The following is an 18,311-nucleotide window of genomic DNA, read 5'->3' on the forward strand; positions in this document are numbered from 1 at the left end:
ATAATATTTTCGATGTTGGTAATTTCATCTAAATTCAAGGTGCGGCCAAGGCGGATTTTAGATATTTATCGAGCACTTGATAACCGCCAATATGGAAATTCCAACCTCGGGCGAAACCGCTTCAACATAAAGGGTTCTATTGATATAAAGCCGTTGTTTTTCCGCTTGATAAAGCGGTTTTTCCACCAGGTAGTCACCTGGCGATAGAGTGATTTTGGGATGATTGGGAATTTCCCGCATTAAATGGGCCTGAACCAATTGCCAACCAAGCGTTGATAATTCTTCAAATATATCAGGGGTTTTTACCAGCGGAATCCTAGGGAAATCAGATTTTAAGAATCCTTTATATCGGTGCCGATAGGTGGGGCTATGCAACATGGCGTAAATATAGCCTAAAATCTGTTCGGGGCTGTAATGTTTGTGATAATGCTGATGCAAAGCTTGGCGGAAGGCAGTGCTGATATTTTCTTGCCGATGAGGATCGTCAAAAGATCGCTTGATTCTTGGAGTTTTGACAGATGGATAAGATAAAGGGAATGACACTTCATTATTAAAGACGTCATATTGCTCAGAAACGGTCCAATATTCACGTTGCCTCAAGGTAATCCAACATCTCTCCGCCAACATATGAGACATACTTTGGGGGGGTATGAAATCCAGCAGGGTTACCAGTGTAATAGGTATATCTTTGATCAAATGGGCGGTAAGTAATAGGAATAATGTTTTGGTTTTTTAGCCCGCTATTTAACAAATCCTGTTGCGCTAATTTTACCTGCCATCGGCTTGGGCCTAACTGATATTTTCGGGGCTTTTTCTGGATCAAGACGGGCAAAATCGTTAATTAAATTTTTTATGTCATTAGTATTGAATTGTATCGTTAGCTGGTCTTTATGCGTTTTGATGCCCGTTGAGGTCAGTTTAAAAATATCCGTCACTTGCCATCCTTGGTCATATATCTCCCGTAATTTTTCATCTTGGGGGATCAGAAAATAGAAGGGACTGGAGGGGGTAAGCTGTTGCCAAGCGGTTGTATTTAAATCCATTTCGGTTAATTGCTGATATTTATGTTGGCGTTTTCCCCATAAATCGGCGTAATAAACCCCGATTTTTTTGTTTTTGCTTTTTATAAACAGGCTGATGGCCACCCCTTGTTCAATATCAAAAACATTTTCGTCTTTGCTGCCATCCGGGCTTTTCTCTTTCTTTTTGGCGCTACCATGTAAATCAAGGATATAAATTTGGTTAAAGCTTTTCAGCAAACTTTGGCGCATGCCGCGAAAAGTGGGGTTATCTAAAAAGGAATGATTGGTAATAATCCCTACCACCCCCTCACTGACCTGGTCTATTTTCCATTGGGCAAAACGAATAAATTTGACATAATCATCCAATAAATTCTTGGGATTACTCTCATTTAATTTTTGGCCATCAATTTGATAATAAGATTGTTTTAAAAGATCCGTAATCCAACCGCCTGTATTCTGTGATTTCACGCTATAAGGGGGATTACCGGTAATCACCAAGATTTTTTTCTTCCGTTTAATTTCTTGGGCTTGCTCAGCTTCTTGCGTTAAGGCGGGAACCAACCAGTCTTTTTGAACAGCCTCATCTGGGTTTTCCAACGTATTGGCCAAATAAATTTGCAGCCGTTCACCTGCCTGCATCTCATAGCCCTTATCGCGCAAAAATTGCGATAATTTCAAATGGGCAATGGTATAGGGGGCAATTAAATATTCAAACCCATAGATGTTTTTTAGGATATGTTCTTTAATGATAGCATGGTGTTTGGCAGGGGAAGTATGTTCAAAAATTTGCTGCAGCACTTCAATTAAAAATGTGCCGGTGCCGGTTGCGAAATCCAGCAGGGTAACCCGGTTATGGTCGGCCAACCCTTCCTTAATGCCGAAACTATCCTTTAAAATATCTTGGATGGCACGCACAATAAAGTTAACCACTGGGGGCGGGGTATAATAAATGCCGCGGCTTTTACGGGTTTCCTGATCATAGGCTTTTAGGAAATCTTCATAAAAATACACATAGGGGTCTTTGGCAAATAACAGACGTTCTTCTTCGCTTTCCTTGAATAACCGGCCTTGTTTCTTGCTGAAGCTTAAATCTTCTTGGATGGCGGTTAAATCAAGCGCGTTCAATAACCCTAAAATTTCTTCCACCAGCCAGCGGGTATTGGCATATTGCGGTTGTTTTAATTCATCCAAAAAACTAACCAATTCGCGGATTAATTCAAAATTGTTGGAAATATGTTCTTTGGCATTGCTAAGGGTAACCGCTGTATTTTGCCCAGCATTCAACTTGGCCAAAAATAACCCGTAGCTGAGGGTTTGGGCAAAAGCATCGGCAAATTCGGATAAATCAAGGGCGCTTGAAATGGTTTTTTGGAAAACTTGGTATAGCCCATGCAATTTCCCCTGTTGATCCTCTTGCTGCTGGCGTTTCAACTCTTCCTCTAAATAATCGCGCAGCAAGCGGGTGCGTACCGAAAGTTCCTGGGCCAGTTCTTTGGCACGGCCAATTTGTTGGGGGGTGGTTGAGAAGAAACCATCCAGCAACTTGCCAACCGCAGTGATTTTATCCGGGTTGGGTTTAAATTTCCTGCTTTCCAAATCTGTTAGGTAGCATAAGTTTTCCCGGGTAATGACGCCATTATGCAGCCAAATCCATTCCAAGTAATTGGTAACCAGCAGGTTGTTGGTTAGCTTTTGATATTTTGTGATTTGGGCGCTTTTTAGGACATCATCTAAATTTTTGCCAATGGCCTTATTTTCCACATATCCCACAATCATCCCGGCTTGTTTCACCATAAAATCGGGGGCACCAAAACCGTCTTGATGACGTTTGGGCTCATGCGTTATATGAAAAACCGGGGCTTTGCTTTTTCCAGCAGAAATTTTTATTTTGGCGGATTCATTTAATAAATTTTCTAATGCCGTCCGATAGGTCAGTTCGGTGGCATTCTTGGAATAAGTATCTTGTAGGTTTTTGATATAGGATTGGAAAGCGTTGATCATGATCAATTTGCTTCAAAAGTTGTTCTTGATTGAATCTAAACAGAGAAACCGTTTTCCACAACCGAAAATAATGGGGTATGGTATATAAGGGTAAAGCCATCAATTTGCCACAATCAATTGGTTAAGTGGCGGTGATTAAACATATAGCAGTGGAGATAAAGATGATGGCTTGTGCGCGGCAATCAATCCGGTTTTTTGCAGAATTATTCCATCTGCGCCTGAAGGTTTTTTTGCTATTCCTTCTCTACGGCCTGCTTACGGGAATTGCTGTTTTCTTGCTGCAATTTTTTGGCAGTGATTTCTTGGCTTGGATAAGGGGAGAAGCCTTTTTAAATTATGATTCCCAACCCGCTTTTTTTAAATGGCTGCAGCGGGTTGTTGCCTTGCTGCCCTGGGTGGCGGTGGTGATCATCGGGTTATGGGATTTGCAGCGGCGGAATATCACCCGTTCCCTGGCTTTTGCGGCAGGGAATGCTGTTATTTACATGACTTTATTCCTTTATTTATTCCTATGGCCAAATTTCCAAGAATATTTGAATCGTCAAGAGTTTGATTCGAATGTTTGGAAAAATGCGAAATTTACCACGGAAGATCAGCGGGTGCGGCAACAAATGGTGGACGATCTGTTGAAGAGGTACCCGTTGGTGGGAATGACCCGCAGCCAAATTGATGAATTACTGGGCCCAACGGCTGCACCGGCTGCTAATGGCTATTCTCAAGGTTTTGATTATGTTTACTGGCTGGGGCCAGAACGTGGCTTTTTTGGGATTGATTCAGAATTTCTAAGAATTAAATTCAAAGACAATCGGGTGATTGAGGTTAAGATTCTAACGGATTGAGGCAATGGAGTCCTGAATCAGCTTTAACTAACTAGCTTTAGCTAATAACCCATAAATCTCCTCAATCCTTTGCTGCCATTGCTGCTGTAAGGCAGGTTTTTGGTGGGTGGGTTTGCGCGCTTGGTCGGCCGCCAATTTTTCTTCCAATTGCAGTAATTCTGCTAATAATTGATCATGATTCAGGGGGTGCTTACCCCATCTGCTGTTGCGGCTGGAAGAATTGTACCTTGGGGCTTTTTGCCCTTAGGGGTTGGTTGTTCCTCCCCCACAAAGGGTTTGCTTGGGCTGATATTATCAATTTGCTGGTAATAGTCCTCGGCCCCATCAAGTGACCATAATTTCCGCCGGTTGATTAGCAGATGACGGTTGGCAATTGCCGTAATGAAATGACGGTCATGGCTGACGCATAGGACTGCCGCATTACTGTCCAAAATTTCCTGCTCTAACTGTTCTTTGCCGTCAATATCAATATGGTTGGTCGGTTCGTCCAAAATCAGCATATTCGGTTTTTCAAGCCGGATCAGCATGAACATCAGGCGTGCCCGTTCACCTCCGCTTAAGGAACCCAGCAATTGATGCATGCGGTCAAAGCCAAAACCGGCACCGATTAATTCCTTGCGGGCGGCTTCCTCATTCAAATGGCAACGCTGATAGACAAAGCGGAACAGGGTTTCATCTTTGCTGGCGAAAGACAGGTTTTGATCGTAATAGCCAATTCGGCATTGCGGGTTAAAGCGGATATTAGGGTATTTTAAAGGCTCACGGTAGGCCCGCATCACCAATTGCAAGAAAGTACTTTTGCCGCAACCATTGCGCCCGAATAAGGCCACGCGGTCGCCAGGGCGGATAAAAAAATCATCCAGCTGGAACAATAAACGCTCGCCTATCTGCACGGTAAGGTCGCTGATATTGAGTAATTGTTTTGCTCGGGTTTCTTGGGTTTCCAATTGCAAGCTGGCGGGTCGTTCGCTGCTTACAAAAGTGGTCTCGTCTTTTAAGGCATCCACCCGTTTCATCATGCCTTTGGCACGGCGTGCCAATTTGGCATTATTGAAAACCTTGCCCCAAATCGCCATTTGTTTGGCGCTTTTGGTTAAGCGGACAATTTCCTGCTCCTCAGCTTTACGGGCTTTTGCTGCCGCCAAATCTTGAAGAATCAATTGCGCGCGGGCATCTGAAAAGGGTAAGTCAAAACTATATAAACGTTTATCCCGCAAAAACAGGGTGTGGGTGGTGACTGCATCCAAAAAGGCGCGATCGTGGCTGACCAGCAGGAATGCACAGGCTAGTTTTTCGGTTAAATAATGTTCAAAGAACAACTGGGTGGGCAAATCCAAATGGTTGGTGGGTTCATCCAGCAACAGCAAATCCGGCTGGTTCATCAAGGCACGGGCCAGCATCAACCGGTTGGTCTCGCCCCCTGATAAGGACTTAGCGGTATTGGCTTTCTGATGGTTGGTAAAACCCATATCATGCAGCAAAATATCTGCCTGATACCTTAAACGCTGCTGTTGTTCTGGGGGCACCACCGCCAGTAGGCATTCTTTTAAAGGCATGGTGTTAAATTGGGCTGGTAAAAACTGCTCAACCACGGCCAACCGCAAACCATTGCTGCGGATGACATGGCCGCTTGATGGCTCCAAAGTGCCCGCCAGAATGGACAGCAAGGTAGATTTGCCGCAACCATTATGGCCAACCAACCCGATCCGCTGACCCTGGCCGATGGCAAAATCAAGATCATGGAATAAGGTGCGGACGCCGATGATATGACTGATATGGTGGCCGCTTAATAATACTTTCATGGCGCGATCATAGAAAAAAATTGCCCATTCGCCAAGGGGGATAAATTTTAGATATCCCGTCCTACATCCGGTTCCAGATGCGTGCTAAGGGAAGATAGATGTTTGTGCAGCTGACGTTGCTGTTGCCAAAGGGGTTTTACATGGTGTTTTCTGATCCCAGAAAATAGGAATGAATAACATGACTTCCGAAGTTTTAAGCGGAAAGAGCGGTAAGAAACCGGTGTGAAGCCAACGTCAAAGGATAGAGGGGGCATGATTTCCTCCATACAGCAATAGCCTTTCCTGTCTGCTGAAAGGGATATTTTCAGCAGTGGGCAGACCGGGGTTTTAGTGGCTAGGCTATTCAGCTTCTTTCGTGCTTTAGCAGCCAGGATTTCATGGGAAGGCCGCCGCCAAATCCCACTAAATCACCATTGGCGCCAATCACTCGGTGGCAGGGGACAATGATGGCAATAGGGTTGCGGGCGTTGGCCATACCCACGGGCCGCATGGCCTTAGGACGGCCGATTTGCAAGGCCATTTGTTGGTAGCTGGCGGTTTTACCGAAGGGGATGGTGACTAACGCCTGCCAAACCAATTTTTGGAAAGCCGTACCCTCGGCGGATAAAGGCAAATCAAAATGGGTGCGCTGATGGGCAAAATATTCCTCAAGTTGCAGGCAAACCTTCACAAAAATCGGCAAGGATTTTTTGTCTTGCAACGGCAAGGGCATTTTTTGAATGGCCTTTGGTAAATAAAGCCCAGTTAAAGAAATGCCATCACTGGCCAAGGTTAAAGCGCCAATCGGGCTATCAATTTCCGTGTAAACAAAAGGGGATGGGGTCATGGTTTTTTCCTTATGGTTGGGGATGGGGCTGATTGCCATAAATACATGGCGGCATAGGCACGCCAAGGGCGCCAAGCTTCAGCCGTGGTTTCAAGATTTTTGGTGGTTTTTCCGGTTACTTGGCACATGCTGCAATTCGGGCCATAATTGTCCTAATTTGATTATTGTCAGGGCTTTGCTAGACTGAATCCCCAGCTGTTGCAGGGCGGTTGGATCAAGGCCAGCGATGGTTTCCGGCATTGGCGATAAGCGGTTGAGGGTAGGATCAGGGGTAAGCAGGGGCGTGCCAAAACGTTCGGCCAAGCGCCCTGCCAGGGTGGTTGCTGCTTTTACACTGATTTGTTGCCCTAACACAGCCCGCCAGCTGAGTTCAAAAACATTCATGGTGCCAGGCACCCGTAATCCCGGATGCTTTTGGATAAGGGGGGATAACAAGGGATCCTGCCCTAAATGCTGGTGGATGATGTCGGGGCGGGCACACAGATCGAAGAAGTGACGCACCTGATCTAACACTTTGGATAACACGGGTAATAAGGAAAGCGACAATTCTATCGTCAGATAATGACCATTTGATGATTGGCTGGCTTTCACCCAGCCTTGATGTTGGCCAAGTTGCAAGGTCCGAGCATAGGAGGTGCTGGTCACTATCTCGACCCCCGTTACCGCCCGTTTCCCCAAAAACCCCAGCAATTGTGGCCAGGCCAGCGGGGGGCGGTAGGCTAGGGGTAAACTGAAGCCATCTGAACTAGGCAGCGCGGTGGCTTTCCGTAATTGGCTGGGGGTTAGACGATAATGTGCCTTCAACAGGGTATTAAATCGGCGCACGCTGGAAAAGCCGCTGGCAAAAGCAATTTCGGTAATGGATAAATTGGTCCCGGTTAATAATTGTTTAGCCAGTAACAAGCGTTGCGTTTGCGCCAGTTGAATGGGTGAAACCCCGAATTCCTTAACCGAAATCCGCCTTAAATGGCGAGGGCTGAGATTGAGTTGCTGGGCTAATTCTGCCAAGGGCAATTCTTTATTTAATGGACTTTCCTGGATGGCTTGAGCCAGGCGATAAGCCATTTGCTGGCTAGCCTCAAGGGGGGTGTGTCCGGGGGCTAGCTCTGGCCTACAACGCAAACAGGGGCGGAAATGTTCCTTTTCAGCGGATGCCGCATGGCTAAAAAACCGGCAATTTGATTTTTTTGGTGTTCGCGCTGTGCAAATGGGCCGGCAATAAATGCCGGTGCTGGTGACACCCACAAAAAACAATCCGTCAAAGCGGACGTCACGGGCGGCTAAAGCTTGATACTTAAAGTCATCATCCATCATATCACCACCAGAAAATAAATCACTCAGGTTGATACAAGGAATATAGCAAGTTTAAAAAATAACACCCGCCATTTTCGGCCAGGAATGTAAAAAATATTTGATTGAATTCAATAGGGATAGAAATATCACAATCTTTGTTGCTAAGAAAAACTAGGCAAAGCGGGCATAATTTTGCCACGCACTTCGCCAAAAGCAACACGATGATGACCATTCTGGCACTGGGCAGTGATGATGATGTCGTCGCCATCTTCTAGAAAAGTGCGCACTTCGCCATTGTCAAGAGTTAAGGGTTGTTGGCCGTTCTGGCTGATTTCCAATAGACTGCCCCAGGATGAGGGCTTATCGCCACTGATAGTGCCAGAGGCTAGCAAATCCCCTACCTCGAGGTTACAGCCATTCACCGTATGATGGGCAATTTGTTGGGCCATGCTCCAATATTGATGACAAAAATTGGTGTGGATCAGGGATTGCTGGTGGCCGGTTGCGGTTCGTAAGGTTAAGCCTAAAGGAATATCGTAGTTATAACGCGGTGATTGTTCGAGATAAGAAACCACGGGAACATCCAGCGGTGGCATCGCTTGGCGAAAAGGTTGCAGTGCCGCCAAAGGCACTACCCAAGGGGAGAGGGAGGTTGCAAAATTCTTGCCCAAAAATGGCCCCAACGGTTGATATTCAAAAGCTTGGATATCCCGTGCACTCCAATCATTCACCAATACCAACCCAAAAATATAATCCTCAGCCTGGCCGATGGGAATGGGTTGAAAGGCTTGGCTGGGTTGGCCGATAAAAAGGCCAACCTCAATTTCAAAATCCAGTTTGCGGGTGGGCCGGAATAGGGGTTGGCTTGAATCTGGCGGCAATATTTGTCCCCAGGGCCTTACAATGGGGGTGCCGCTAACCATCAAACTGCTGCTGCGGCCATGATAGGCGATGGGTAAATGTTTCCAGTTTTTCGGCAACGCATGGGCCGGATCACGGTATAAAGCGCCTACATTGCGGGCATGTTGTTCCGAGGAATAAAAATCGGTATAACCGCGACTATAAAAGGGCAGATGTAGTAGGGCTTGATCCACCGGTAGGAAGGCCAGCCGGTGGAAATTTTTATCCTTTAGGGGGGAGTGGCGGCTGGTCAATATTTCCTGGGTCCATTCCCGGATATTATTCCAGGATAATCGCCCCAATTCGGCTAAAGGATTAAGGGTAGCTTGCTGAAAGACGGGGAGGGGGGTGATCGATTTGCTCAACCCTTGCTGTTCCAGGCAAGCTAAATCAAGGATATGTCCACCCACCCGGACACCAATGCGTTTTGATTGGCCAGGATACGAAAAAACCCCATAAGGCAAATTATCCAAACCAAACCCATGATCATGATTGATGTCAATATAAGGGCTGTCCATCTGCTTCCTATTTTTTTTAACGGAAATCTGGCCGTTCCAAATCCCCTAAACAGGGGTGGATGGGGTATAGTGAAGGTTGATCCAGAAAAACACCGGCTATGATATCAGCGCAGTTATTGCTGGAAACCACCCCATGACCAACGTCAGGAAATTCAAAAAAATAAGAATTCTCTAGACGGGAAGCTGTCAATTTGGCGGCATTTAAGGGCGTGATGGGATCATAACTGCCGGACAAGATTAGAGTAGGAATGGAACTATAAACAGGGCTATTAAGGGCCGCTTGGGAATTTGCGCTGTGCCAGAAAGGGCAGACAATGTTCAGATCATAATAATCGGCAACTGCCAAGGAATAAGGCTTATAGCGGTCAATTTCAATTTTTTGCCGGTTGAAATCAGTACTGGGATATTCTTCCCCACATTCAAAAGAAAAATACATGCCATAAGAGAATTGGGTACCTTCGGAGGCTAATAAATCTTGGATAAAAGATAAAGCCAATTGTTCCTCACCATGAGATAGTTGATAGATTAAGCGGGGTAATTTTCTAATATTGGCGGTGTCATAGAGCCCTTGAAAAATCATTAATACCAATGTTTGTGGGGTCACTATTATATAACGGGTTTCTTTAAGGCCATCTTTTTCCACCTCAATCTGGATGGGTTGTTTTTCCAGCTGTTGATATAATTGCAGGAACTGCTTTTCCAGATCAGGATATCGTCGATTGCAGGTGTCATCAGCCCTGCAATCCCTGAAAAGGCGATGAAAGGCATGGGATGCCGCCGCAGGGGCATCGACAAATGAATCAACTTCCGGCGGGTAGACAGAATCCAAAATCACGCTGCGTATATATTGGGGGTAATCGCGCATGAAGGTTAAAGCCAGCTTGGTACCATAAGAAATACCGTATATATTGACTTGCTGGATTTGCATCAACCGTAATAAATCGGCAATATCTGCCGCACTTTCCAGGGAATTATACGCGGTCAAATCAATATGTGCGGCTTGCAATTGTTGTTGGCATTGCCCCGCAAGCTTTAGCAACATTTCTTTCCATTGTTTTAGCGGCAATCCATTTGCTGCCAATTGTTCCATTTTTCCATCAAAAAAATCCGGGCAATAAAGGGCAGGGTTGGCTGCTTTGGTACCGCGTTGGTCGAGTAACAATAAATCGCGTTTGCGGTTCCAAGTGGTTAGTTCAATCCAATCCCACCAATCATAAATGTCTTCCCGAATTAAATTTGCGCTGTAACCAGGGCCGCCATCTAAATATAAGATAGGGTCTGGGAATTCCTTCTGGTCAGGTGTGCTTAATAAGGCAACTGGCAAAGAAATTTCGGGGCTATTGGGGTTTGAGCGGTTTTCAGGCACATGTAGGATCCAACATTTGGCTGTACTGCCTTGGGGAATGGTAAAGGAGCATGTGACTGATTCTAGACGGGGGGAGGAAGCCTGCGAAATGGTTGGGGATAAAAAAAATAACAACCCAAAAACCGCTAACCAATTTTTCTGGGGCAACTTATCTGTTTCTGCAAAAAATGATGACATATCAATATCCCTTGAGGGGTTATCTGAAAAACTTTGTTCTCGGAGGATATAAAAATTCGCGGTAAAGGGGAAGAGGCAAAGCTTAGCGAAAACAACGCTCATTTTTCTTTAGTCAAAAGTTATTATCCCTCAACGGTCAAACATACCATTAACGCAATGGGTTGCAGATAAGAATTAATTTTCATTCCAATCGTTAAAAAAATCTTCATCAATGCGTGAAATATGAAGGGTTTCTCGAATCTCGCAACCGACATGATGGCTGATCATCAGCTGAGTCAGTTTTTCGCCATGAATTAAAGCGATATTTTTGCTAGCTTTAATTGCTTCTTGCCGAGCGGGTGCGCTGAAATCCGCAGTGGTTACAAAAACCCCTTTGTTGGTGTGATGTTTATCTAAGCTGCCAATAAATTCACGAACTTGTTGGGCGGAAACCCAAGTGTCTGCTGACAAACGTTTGGCTTGGATATAAAGGCGATCTAATTCCAAGACATCTTGGTAAATCACCCCGTCCACCCCCCCATCATAGCTTTGGCCTAGATGTTTGGTGCCATTGGCAGAGACATTAAAGACCTTTGCCACAACTTCAAGGACAACTTTTTCAAAAGCGGTCGGAGATAATTGCATCAGTTGCTTGAGTAGGTCAGTGGCTAAAGACCGTTGGATTTGTTCATGATATTGGCGAACAATTTCTTCTGGGGTGAATTCTGAACTGGTGTCGCCAATAGGATTGGATTGTTCGATGGGAGAGGTGGGATTGCCCATGATTTTGCTTGGTTCACTGACACGCGCTGCCATAAACTGCCCAAATTCTTTATAACGCCTTAAAAAATTGACGGTTAAAAAAGCAGGGTTGGAATTTAATAATTCTATTCCCCGGTTCGTCAGACGAAAACTGCCGCGTCCCGTTGATTCAATCAGTTGGGCGGCTGTCAAATATGTTTTGGCCCACCCAACTCGATTCGCAAACAAATATCCCCGGCCGGAGGGCAACAACTGATACCGTTCTGCTTCGGTTAGTTTGAAGCTACGCGATAATTCCTGGATTGCTAGGGATGTTTTGATTTCCTGCGGGTTATTCAGGCTTTGAGCAAGTTGTAGAACCGGCAGCATCAATTCGTAAAATTTGGGTATGGCCATGCTATCTCCCTTATCATTTCTTATGGTAGGATGAATGAATTGAGGGGTGCTAGCAAACATTTTTTGGTCTAAAAATGATAAGTTACCGTGTTAAACGCCAGCCCAACACCACTTTTGTTGATCCATACAGCCTTTCTTGCCACCAACGGTAGGAGGGGGAAATAGGTAATTCTTCGTCCGCGGCCATTTCTAAAACGAAACGGCAGTTTGGTTGCAACCAGCCTTGTTTTTCAAGGGACTGCAAGCTTGGGATAATGAGATCTTGATGATAAGGGGGATCAAGAAAAACCAAATGTGCCGGAATTAACCCGGATTGGGTGGATAATAAAGGAGGGTTCAGGATATTGCCTGGGTACAGGCGGCTTTTATCTTGAACAGACAATTGTTTAATATTTTGTTGGATAATCCGTGTGGCTTCAGAATGTTGTTCAAAAAAATAAGCCTGGTCTGCTCCCCGTGATAAGGCTTCCAATCCTAACGCGCCGCTGCCAGCAAACCCATCAATCACCACCAAATTTTGCCAAACGGATAAGAAGCCCGATGACCTGGCTAGAAATTCGGGGTTATGTTCCAACACATTAAACAGTGCCTGTCGGGTGCGGTCAGCGGTGGGGCGAGTATGCTGCCCAGGTAAAGTTTGCAGCAATTTCCCCCGCCACCTGCCGCTGATAATACGGATCATTTTTTCTTGGTCTTTATTTTGGTATTGATGCCCAACTGATCCCGCAGCACCCGCCCGGGAATTTGTTCGGCTTCACCTTTCAGTAAATTGCCCAATTGGAAGGGGCCAAAAGACAAACGCAGCAGACGGCTGACTTCCCAGCCAAAAAATTCACACAAACGGCGGATTTCCCGGTTTTTTCCTTCCCGCAAGCTGATGGTCAGCCAGGCATTCTCCCCTTGTTGGCGGTCCAAGGTTACCTCTTCAGTCTGATACTGAATGCCATCAATGGTCAGTCCCTCTTGCAAACGTTGCAACGACCCTTGGTCAACCTGTCCGTGAACGCGCACCCGGTAGCGCCGCAGCCATTGATTGGCTGGCAGCGTTAACTGGCGAACCAGTTCGCCATCATTGGTTAACAGCAATAAACCTTCCGAATTAAAATCCAACCGCCCAACCGCGTTTAACCGTTGCAATTGACGGGGTAAATATTCATAGATGGTCGCCCTTCCTTCCGGGTCATGCCGGGTGGTCAGGCAACCGCGGGGTTTATAGTACCGCCATAATTTCGTGGGTTCGATATCGGGAATAACCTGACCGTCAACCACAATGATCTGGTCAAGGGTAACGTTTAGGGCTGGGCTAATGATGACTTTGCCATCCACCTGGACGCGTTTTTGCTCAATATAACGTTCTGCTTCCCGTCTTGAACATAAGCCGGAACGGGCAATAACTTTAGCCAGCCTCTGGCCTTTTGCGTCAGGCAGGTGTTCGCCCAAATCTGCCGGTTCTTTGATCGGGTCTGTCATGTCAACTATTTCTTAGGCTGCAATGGCACTAGCGATCATGGCTTTGAAAATCCGCCGGTCACCCTCACTGATTTCGTATTCGGGATGCCACTGCACCCCAGGCAAAAGCGGTAACGCGGGTCTTCAATGCCTTCAATCACCCCGTCGGGTGCGACGGCATTGACTACGACCGGTTTGGCAACAGTTTTGACCGCTTGATGATGGGCGCTGTTGACGGCTAATTTATCGGTTTGGCAAATCCGGTGCAACAAGGTGTTGGCCTTAATCAAGACATCATGGCCCGGCTCATTGCGAGGATTGGGTTGCTCATGTTTCAAAGTGGTTTTGATTTCATCGGGGATATGCTGGATCAGCGAACCGCCAAGTACCACATTTAATAATTGCTGCCCGCCGCAAATACCGAGTACGGGCAGGTTACGCTCTAACGCTCCCTTGATCATCCGGTATTCAAACAGGGTACGCCGGTCTTTTGTGCGCACGGTGTCATGCCGAACGGTAGCCCCAAACAAAGCGGGGTCAACGTCAAAATTACCGCCAGTTACCAATAAGCCATTGAGGAAGCGGAAATATTCGTTCACTTGGTCAGGCTGGTGGGGCAGGGTAACGGGCACACCACCAGCTTTGGCAATCGCATCACAATAATTTTGGCGCACGGCATACCAAGGCAGTTTTGACCAACCGCCGCCTTCTTCAGAATCAAGGGTTATGCCAATAATCGGTTGAGCCATTTGTACACCTAATTGTTTTTTGCAATCATGTTATGTTTTTTTCTTATCTGCTTTCATCATAAAAGTAAACCAGAGGAATGACAAGGGTTTGTAATTGTTTAACGAAAATACCTCATGATTACACTTTCCTATTTTTACTTGCCAGGTTGAATAGGAAAACGAATGATAGGAATGTGGTTATCATCTTGATACAAATAAGGTCAAATATGGTTGGATTATTATCTTCCCCCTTTATGGAAATTGCCTTAGAGGAAGCGGCGGCGGCGGCACAGCGTGGAGAAGTGCCGGTGGGGCGGTATTGGTCGATTATCAAAACCAGCAAATTTTAGCCAAAGCGGGCAATCGGGTTGAGGAATTATGCGATCCTACCGCCCATGCCGAAATGCTGGTGATCCGCGAAGTTAATCGTAAGATACTGACCCATGCAGATTTATATGTAACGTTGGAGCCTTGCCCCATGTGTGCAACCGCCATCAGTTTTGCGCGTATCCGTCGCCTCTATTTTGGGGCGGAGGATCCTAAGGGTGGGGGGGTTGAGCATGGCTGCCGGGTTTTTACTCAACCCACCTGTCACCACCGCCCCGAGGTTTACGGGGGCATTTCAGGCGATAGGTCCACCCAGCTGCTGCGCCAGTTTTTCCAAGCAAGGCGTTGAATAATAAAAAAAGAAACTGAGGGTTAGGATTCAAGGATGAAAAAAAACCAATTGGTTGATCCGAACATGCTGTTGTTGCAAAATCGTTATGCGCCAACGACCAATGAAATTGGGTTTCTGAAGGCGGATATGCATCAAATTGTGGATGCTTATCAAGAATGGCAAGAAAATATTCCAAGGGAACATAAGGCTGTTTTTGCCATAAAAACGGTGAAGGAAAGTTTAGAGGCGATTTTGTCCCGACTTCGTCCGATCTTGAGACCTGTTCGTGATCAGTGCGCTTTTATTCCAACTTCCAGTCAATGGGTGGCCTACTTTGATAATGGGTCTTTAGGCACTGATGCAGACTCTGTTATCCTACATTTAAGCAGAAAAATTGGTTGTTTGGGTGTCAAACTTGTCGCATCTCCTCATACCATTGCTATGGAACGAAAGGAGACAACAGGCTCATATGGTGCATTAAGTTTGTATTATACAGACCCAAGCCAAGAAAAGGAAATGGGCTATACACGCATCATCCACCTCAGCAATGATGGGGCCCTGGTTTTATAAATTTCGGGACCCCTTTTTCTTTTGAGACAACAGACAACTATGCGGTTAAGAATAAACTGGACCGATTTACGTTTGCCCAATTGAAAAAATATTTACAGGAATTGGGAATAGAAGGCTTTGAAGAAAAACATTATCAGCCTTTGACTAAAGGGGCGACCATCGTTGAAAGGTTTGATTCATCTCACAATCTGTTCACCAAGTTTTTTGCTAGCTCGATTGGTAGTCTGTAACGTTGCTGCCATCAAAGTTATTGTTAGCTTTAGCTGACTATCTGCGTTTCCAGATGGCCATGATTATAGAGGAAATACCCAACAAAAGCCGATTGGTCAGTTAGCAATAAAACCCATTTGTTCTATTGGTTGCTGGGCCAGTTTTAGTTTTTTATCTCATATGGACATAAATTAAGAAATTAAAACAACCATTTTAATGGATATCCTGCAACTGGGGTTTAGGGCGGTCAAAAGCCTTTAAATTATCAATTTCGCCTACCAACCACACCAAGTCATTGGCCTCTAAAACCGTGGTAGGATCTGGATTTAATATCCGCTGACCTTCCCGTTCAATCCCCACAACTAATGCTTGTGCATCTTCCCGCAATTTAGAATCGCGAATATTTTTGCCAACCGCCGGATGATCAACAGGTAAAAACAATGCTTTCAAAGAAAAATTATCCAATAAATCAACCGGTTCTGCTGGTTCTTCATCCTTTTCAACCATTTTACTGAATTGGTCGATTTGTTCGTCCGTTCCTAAGACGATTAACTTATCCAGCGGTAAAATCCGTTCCTCCCCGCGTGGGGCAATGATAGTGCGGGCGCCGCGGTAAATCGCCACAATATTCACCCCAAATTTTTGCCGCAGTTGGTTTTGGGTTAGGGTTTTGCCTAATAAGGGTGAGTGGGAGCTTGCCTCCATTTCTACAAAATGACTGTCCCACGGCGATAATTCTTCATATTTCCGTTGCCGCCCATCTTCTTTACGGATGTTACCAACCAGCCGTTGCTCAAACCATTGATATAATCTTCCCAAATGTCGGTAAGCAAAGAAAATAAGGCTAAAAAGACAACCGCCAAGACTCCAAAAACCACCCAGTGGCGGAAATAAGCAACGGTGAGGATTAAAACTTCCGCAATTGTTAAGAACCATAAAAGGGTGATGGAAAAGTGGAAAACATCCTTGCTTGGCGTGTGGCACCCCGTGAAGAAAATAACATGCCCCAAAGGAAAGGTGAGGAGAGTAGCATGGCAATCAACCAAGCTGCGGTTAACCCCGACCATTTTCTTCAAAAAGCGTCGCGATAGGGCTAACAGCAATTTATTGACCAAGGTAAAAATAATTGCCACGATCAGGCCATTAACCAATAACCGCACCGTGGTTTTACGGAACAATGATTGCTGTTTTGATTGAGATAAGGTGCGAAAAACCCACGAGGAATAGCTGGCTAAGAAATATTTTACCCGGTTCGATAACAAGCCATCTATTTTCTGCGCTAAATATCCCGATAAGCGGATGGAATAGGGGGTGGTAAAAGTGGTAATCCCTGAAACGGCCACAATAATGGCATAAAGGGAGGGACTGGTGACATTTAAGGTCAACCCTAGTCCAATAATAATAAATGAAAATTCACCCACCTGAGACATGCTGAATCCCAAACGCAGCGAGGTGTTGAAACTTTGTCCCGTTAAAATGGCGCCGGTTGCGGTAATCAATAATTTGCCCAAGGTAACTAATAAAGTGATCGCTAAGACTGCCGACCAATGCTCCCACAATACGTTTGGATTCAACATCATGCCCACCGAAATGAAGAACACGGCGGCAAACATGTCTTTAATGGGGGTAATAATATGGTCAATTCGCTGCACCAATCTGGTTTCCGATAGGATGGAACCCATAATGAAAGCCCCTAAGGCAGTCGAATAATGGAAATAATCTGCAACCCATACCAAAAGTAAGCAAAGACCTATGGAAACAACCGTTAAAGTTTCTTGGGTGGCGTATCCGGTAATCCGCCGCATCAAGGTGGGGATCAGGAATAGCCGATAATAAACCACGCCCCAACGACTAGATCAATTGCAAGGCTGACCAGGTGATTTCTAGGGAGAAAATACTGTCGGTTTTAACAACGGTTGATAGAAATACCAATAAAAGGATGGCTAATAAATCTTCCACCACTAATACACCAAAAACTAATTCCGCAAATCGTTTTTTCATCAAGCCAAGGTCACTCATGGCTTTGATAATAATGGTGGTGGATGAGATGGCAACTGCCGCCCCTAAAAATAAAGAATCATAAAATGTCCAGCCCATCAGGCGACCTACGCCGAAGCCTAGGGCGCAAACGGCCAAGACTTCAAATAACCCCGTCAATCCGGCGGAAAAACCCACCCGCGCCAGTTTTTGAAAGCTGAAATGCAATCCTAAAGAAAACATCAAAAAAATGACGCCCAAATCAGAAAGGATTTTAATGTTGGGCAGATCAATAATCAGGGAATGAGACAGGGTATAGGGGCCAATAATGATGCCTGCAACCAAATATCCTAAGACCAATGGTTGGCGGATTTTTTGGAAAAGAAAAGGGGGTCATCCGCCACGCCCAACATGACCGCTAAATCCCTGATCAATGACGCTAAATCATGCATGGTCTTTTCCTGAAAATCAGCTTGATATTCGCATAGCGGCGAAAAAGCATTCTGATTGTCTTCCTTACATCCAATCTTGGGGATGCAATCTTTATTGGGTTCTCAAGAAATGTTTTTTATCCCCTACGATGTTTCTAGGGATACAGGCGAAGCAAGCAGATAACCCAAAGGCAGTGTTGCCAGGCGCGGCGGTGAAGGCGACTGCATGCAAAGAAATTTAAAAAATTTCATGATAAAAGGGCAAACAAGAAATTCTTGTTTGCCCTTTTAACGGATTGAAGCAATTTTGCTTAACCAGCGTAATGCTTACCAAAGCGGTTGGCCAAGAATCACATCCAACCGGCATCTTCCTGCCTTAACAAAACCCTTAGCTGGCAATTTGCCCA

At 45.5% G+C, this 18,311-nt stretch carries 14 protein-coding genes and 4 pseudogenes; 3 read left to right on the forward strand and 15 right to left on the reverse strand.

From position 1 onward, the window contains the following. Positions 1-57 precede the first annotated feature (57 nt). Together IPP67_03845 and IPP67_03850 are read right to left on the reverse strand one after the other, a co-directional pair. Positions 58-627, reverse strand: a complete 570-nt coding sequence (locus tag IPP67_03845) for a hypothetical protein (GenBank protein MBL0338318.1) — start codon at positions 625-627, stop codon at positions 58-60. 113 nt (positions 628-740) lie between these two features. Then, entirely contained in the window at positions 741-3,023 is a 2,283-nt protein-coding gene (locus tag IPP67_03850; protein MBL0338319.1) for an N-6 DNA methylase, read from the reverse strand. Between the two features lie 161 nt (positions 3,024-3,184). Here IPP67_03850 and IPP67_03855 point away from each other — a divergent pair, with 161 nt between their 5' ends. Beyond that, entirely contained in the window at positions 3,185-3,862 is a 678-nt protein-coding gene (locus tag IPP67_03855; GenBank protein ID MBL0338320.1) for a hypothetical protein, read from the forward strand. Between the two features lie 179 nt (positions 3,863-4,041). Here IPP67_03855 and IPP67_03860 read toward each other — a convergent pair whose 3' ends face one another. From IPP67_03860 to IPP67_03905, 10 genes and pseudogenes are all read right to left on the reverse strand, one after another. After that, a complete protein-coding gene (locus tag IPP67_03860) occupies positions 4,042-5,664 on the reverse strand; it encodes an ABC-F family ATP-binding cassette domain-containing protein (protein MBL0338321.1) in 1,623 nt (540 codons plus the stop codon). A gap of 47 nt (positions 5,665-5,711) precedes the next feature. Then, positions 5,712-5,918 (reverse strand): hypothetical protein, encoded by a 207-nt coding sequence (locus tag IPP67_03865; protein MBL0338322.1) that lies wholly within the window; start codon positions 5,916-5,918, stop codon positions 5,712-5,714. Positions 5,919-6,007: 89 nt separating this feature from the next. Next, entirely contained in the window at positions 6,008-6,490 is a 483-nt protein-coding gene (locus tag IPP67_03870; protein MBL0338323.1) for a methylated-DNA--[protein]-cysteine S-methyltransferase, read from the reverse strand. After that, positions 6,487-7,804, reverse strand: a pseudogene (locus IPP67_03875) (helix-turn-helix domain-containing protein). Before IPP67_03875 ends, IPP67_03870 begins: the two are co-directional and overlap by 4 nt. Before the next feature lie 140 nt (positions 7,805-7,944). Then, a complete protein-coding gene (gene fahA / locus IPP67_03880) occupies positions 7,945-9,201 on the reverse strand; it encodes a fumarylacetoacetase (GenBank protein ID MBL0338324.1) in 1,257 nt (418 codons plus the stop codon). Positions 9,202-9,217: 16 nt separating this feature from the next. Further along, complete coding sequence (locus tag IPP67_03885; GenBank protein ID MBL0338325.1) at positions 9,218-10,744, reverse strand: alpha/beta fold hydrolase; 1,527 nt, start codon at positions 10,742-10,744, stop codon at positions 9,218-9,220. Between the two features lie 174 nt (positions 10,745-10,918). Continuing rightward, entirely contained in the window at positions 10,919-11,881 is a 963-nt protein-coding gene (locus IPP67_03890; protein MBL0338326.1) for a restriction endonuclease, read from the reverse strand. Positions 11,882-11,963: 82 nt separating this feature from the next. After that, positions 11,964-12,563, reverse strand: coding sequence for a 16S rRNA (guanine(966)-N(2))-methyltransferase RsmD (gene rsmD / locus IPP67_03895; GenBank protein ID MBL0338327.1), 600 nt, complete (start codon positions 12,561-12,563; stop codon positions 11,964-11,966). Beyond that, positions 12,560-13,351 carry an rRNA pseudouridine synthase gene (locus tag IPP67_03900; GenBank protein ID MBL0338328.1) on the reverse strand — a complete coding sequence of 264 codons (792 nt, stop codon included), beginning with the start codon at positions 13,349-13,351 and terminating at the stop codon, positions 12,560-12,562. The genes rsmD and IPP67_03900 overlap by 4 nt, the downstream gene beginning before the upstream one ends. A gap of 12 nt (positions 13,352-13,363) precedes the next feature. Then, positions 13,364-14,079 (reverse strand): annotated as a pseudogene (locus IPP67_03905) (gamma-glutamyl-gamma-aminobutyrate hydrolase family protein). A gap of 233 nt (positions 14,080-14,312) precedes the next feature. Here IPP67_03905 and IPP67_03910 point away from each other — a divergent pair. After that, a pseudogene (locus IPP67_03910) lies at positions 14,313-14,734 on the forward strand (nucleoside deaminase). 36 nt (positions 14,735-14,770) lie between these two features. Further along, positions 14,771-15,286, forward strand: a complete 516-nt coding sequence (locus tag IPP67_03915) for a hypothetical protein (GenBank protein MBL0338329.1) — start codon at positions 14,771-14,773, stop codon at positions 15,284-15,286. A gap of 423 nt (positions 15,287-15,709) precedes the next feature. On the opposite strand, the gene IPP67_03920 is transcribed toward IPP67_03915, so the two are convergent. From IPP67_03920 to IPP67_03930, 3 genes and pseudogenes are all read right to left on the reverse strand, one after another. Continuing rightward, positions 15,710-16,201, reverse strand: coding sequence for a TrkA C-terminal domain-containing protein (locus tag IPP67_03920; protein ID MBL0338330.1), 492 nt, complete (start codon positions 16,199-16,201; stop codon positions 15,710-15,712). Between the two features lie 2 nt (positions 16,202-16,203). Then, a complete protein-coding gene (locus tag IPP67_03925; GenBank protein ID MBL0338331.1) occupies positions 16,204-17,337 on the reverse strand; it encodes a cation:proton antiporter in 1,134 nt (377 codons plus the stop codon). A gap of 10 nt (positions 17,338-17,347) precedes the next feature. Beyond that, positions 17,348-17,857, reverse strand: a pseudogene (locus IPP67_03930) (cation:proton antiporter). Positions 17,858-18,311 lie beyond the last annotated feature (454 nt).

Source organism: Rhodospirillaceae bacterium (assembly GCA_016722635.1).
In the GTDB taxonomy this organism is placed as follows: Bacteria; Pseudomonadota; Alphaproteobacteria; order JAEUKQ01; family JAEUKQ01; genus JAEUKQ01.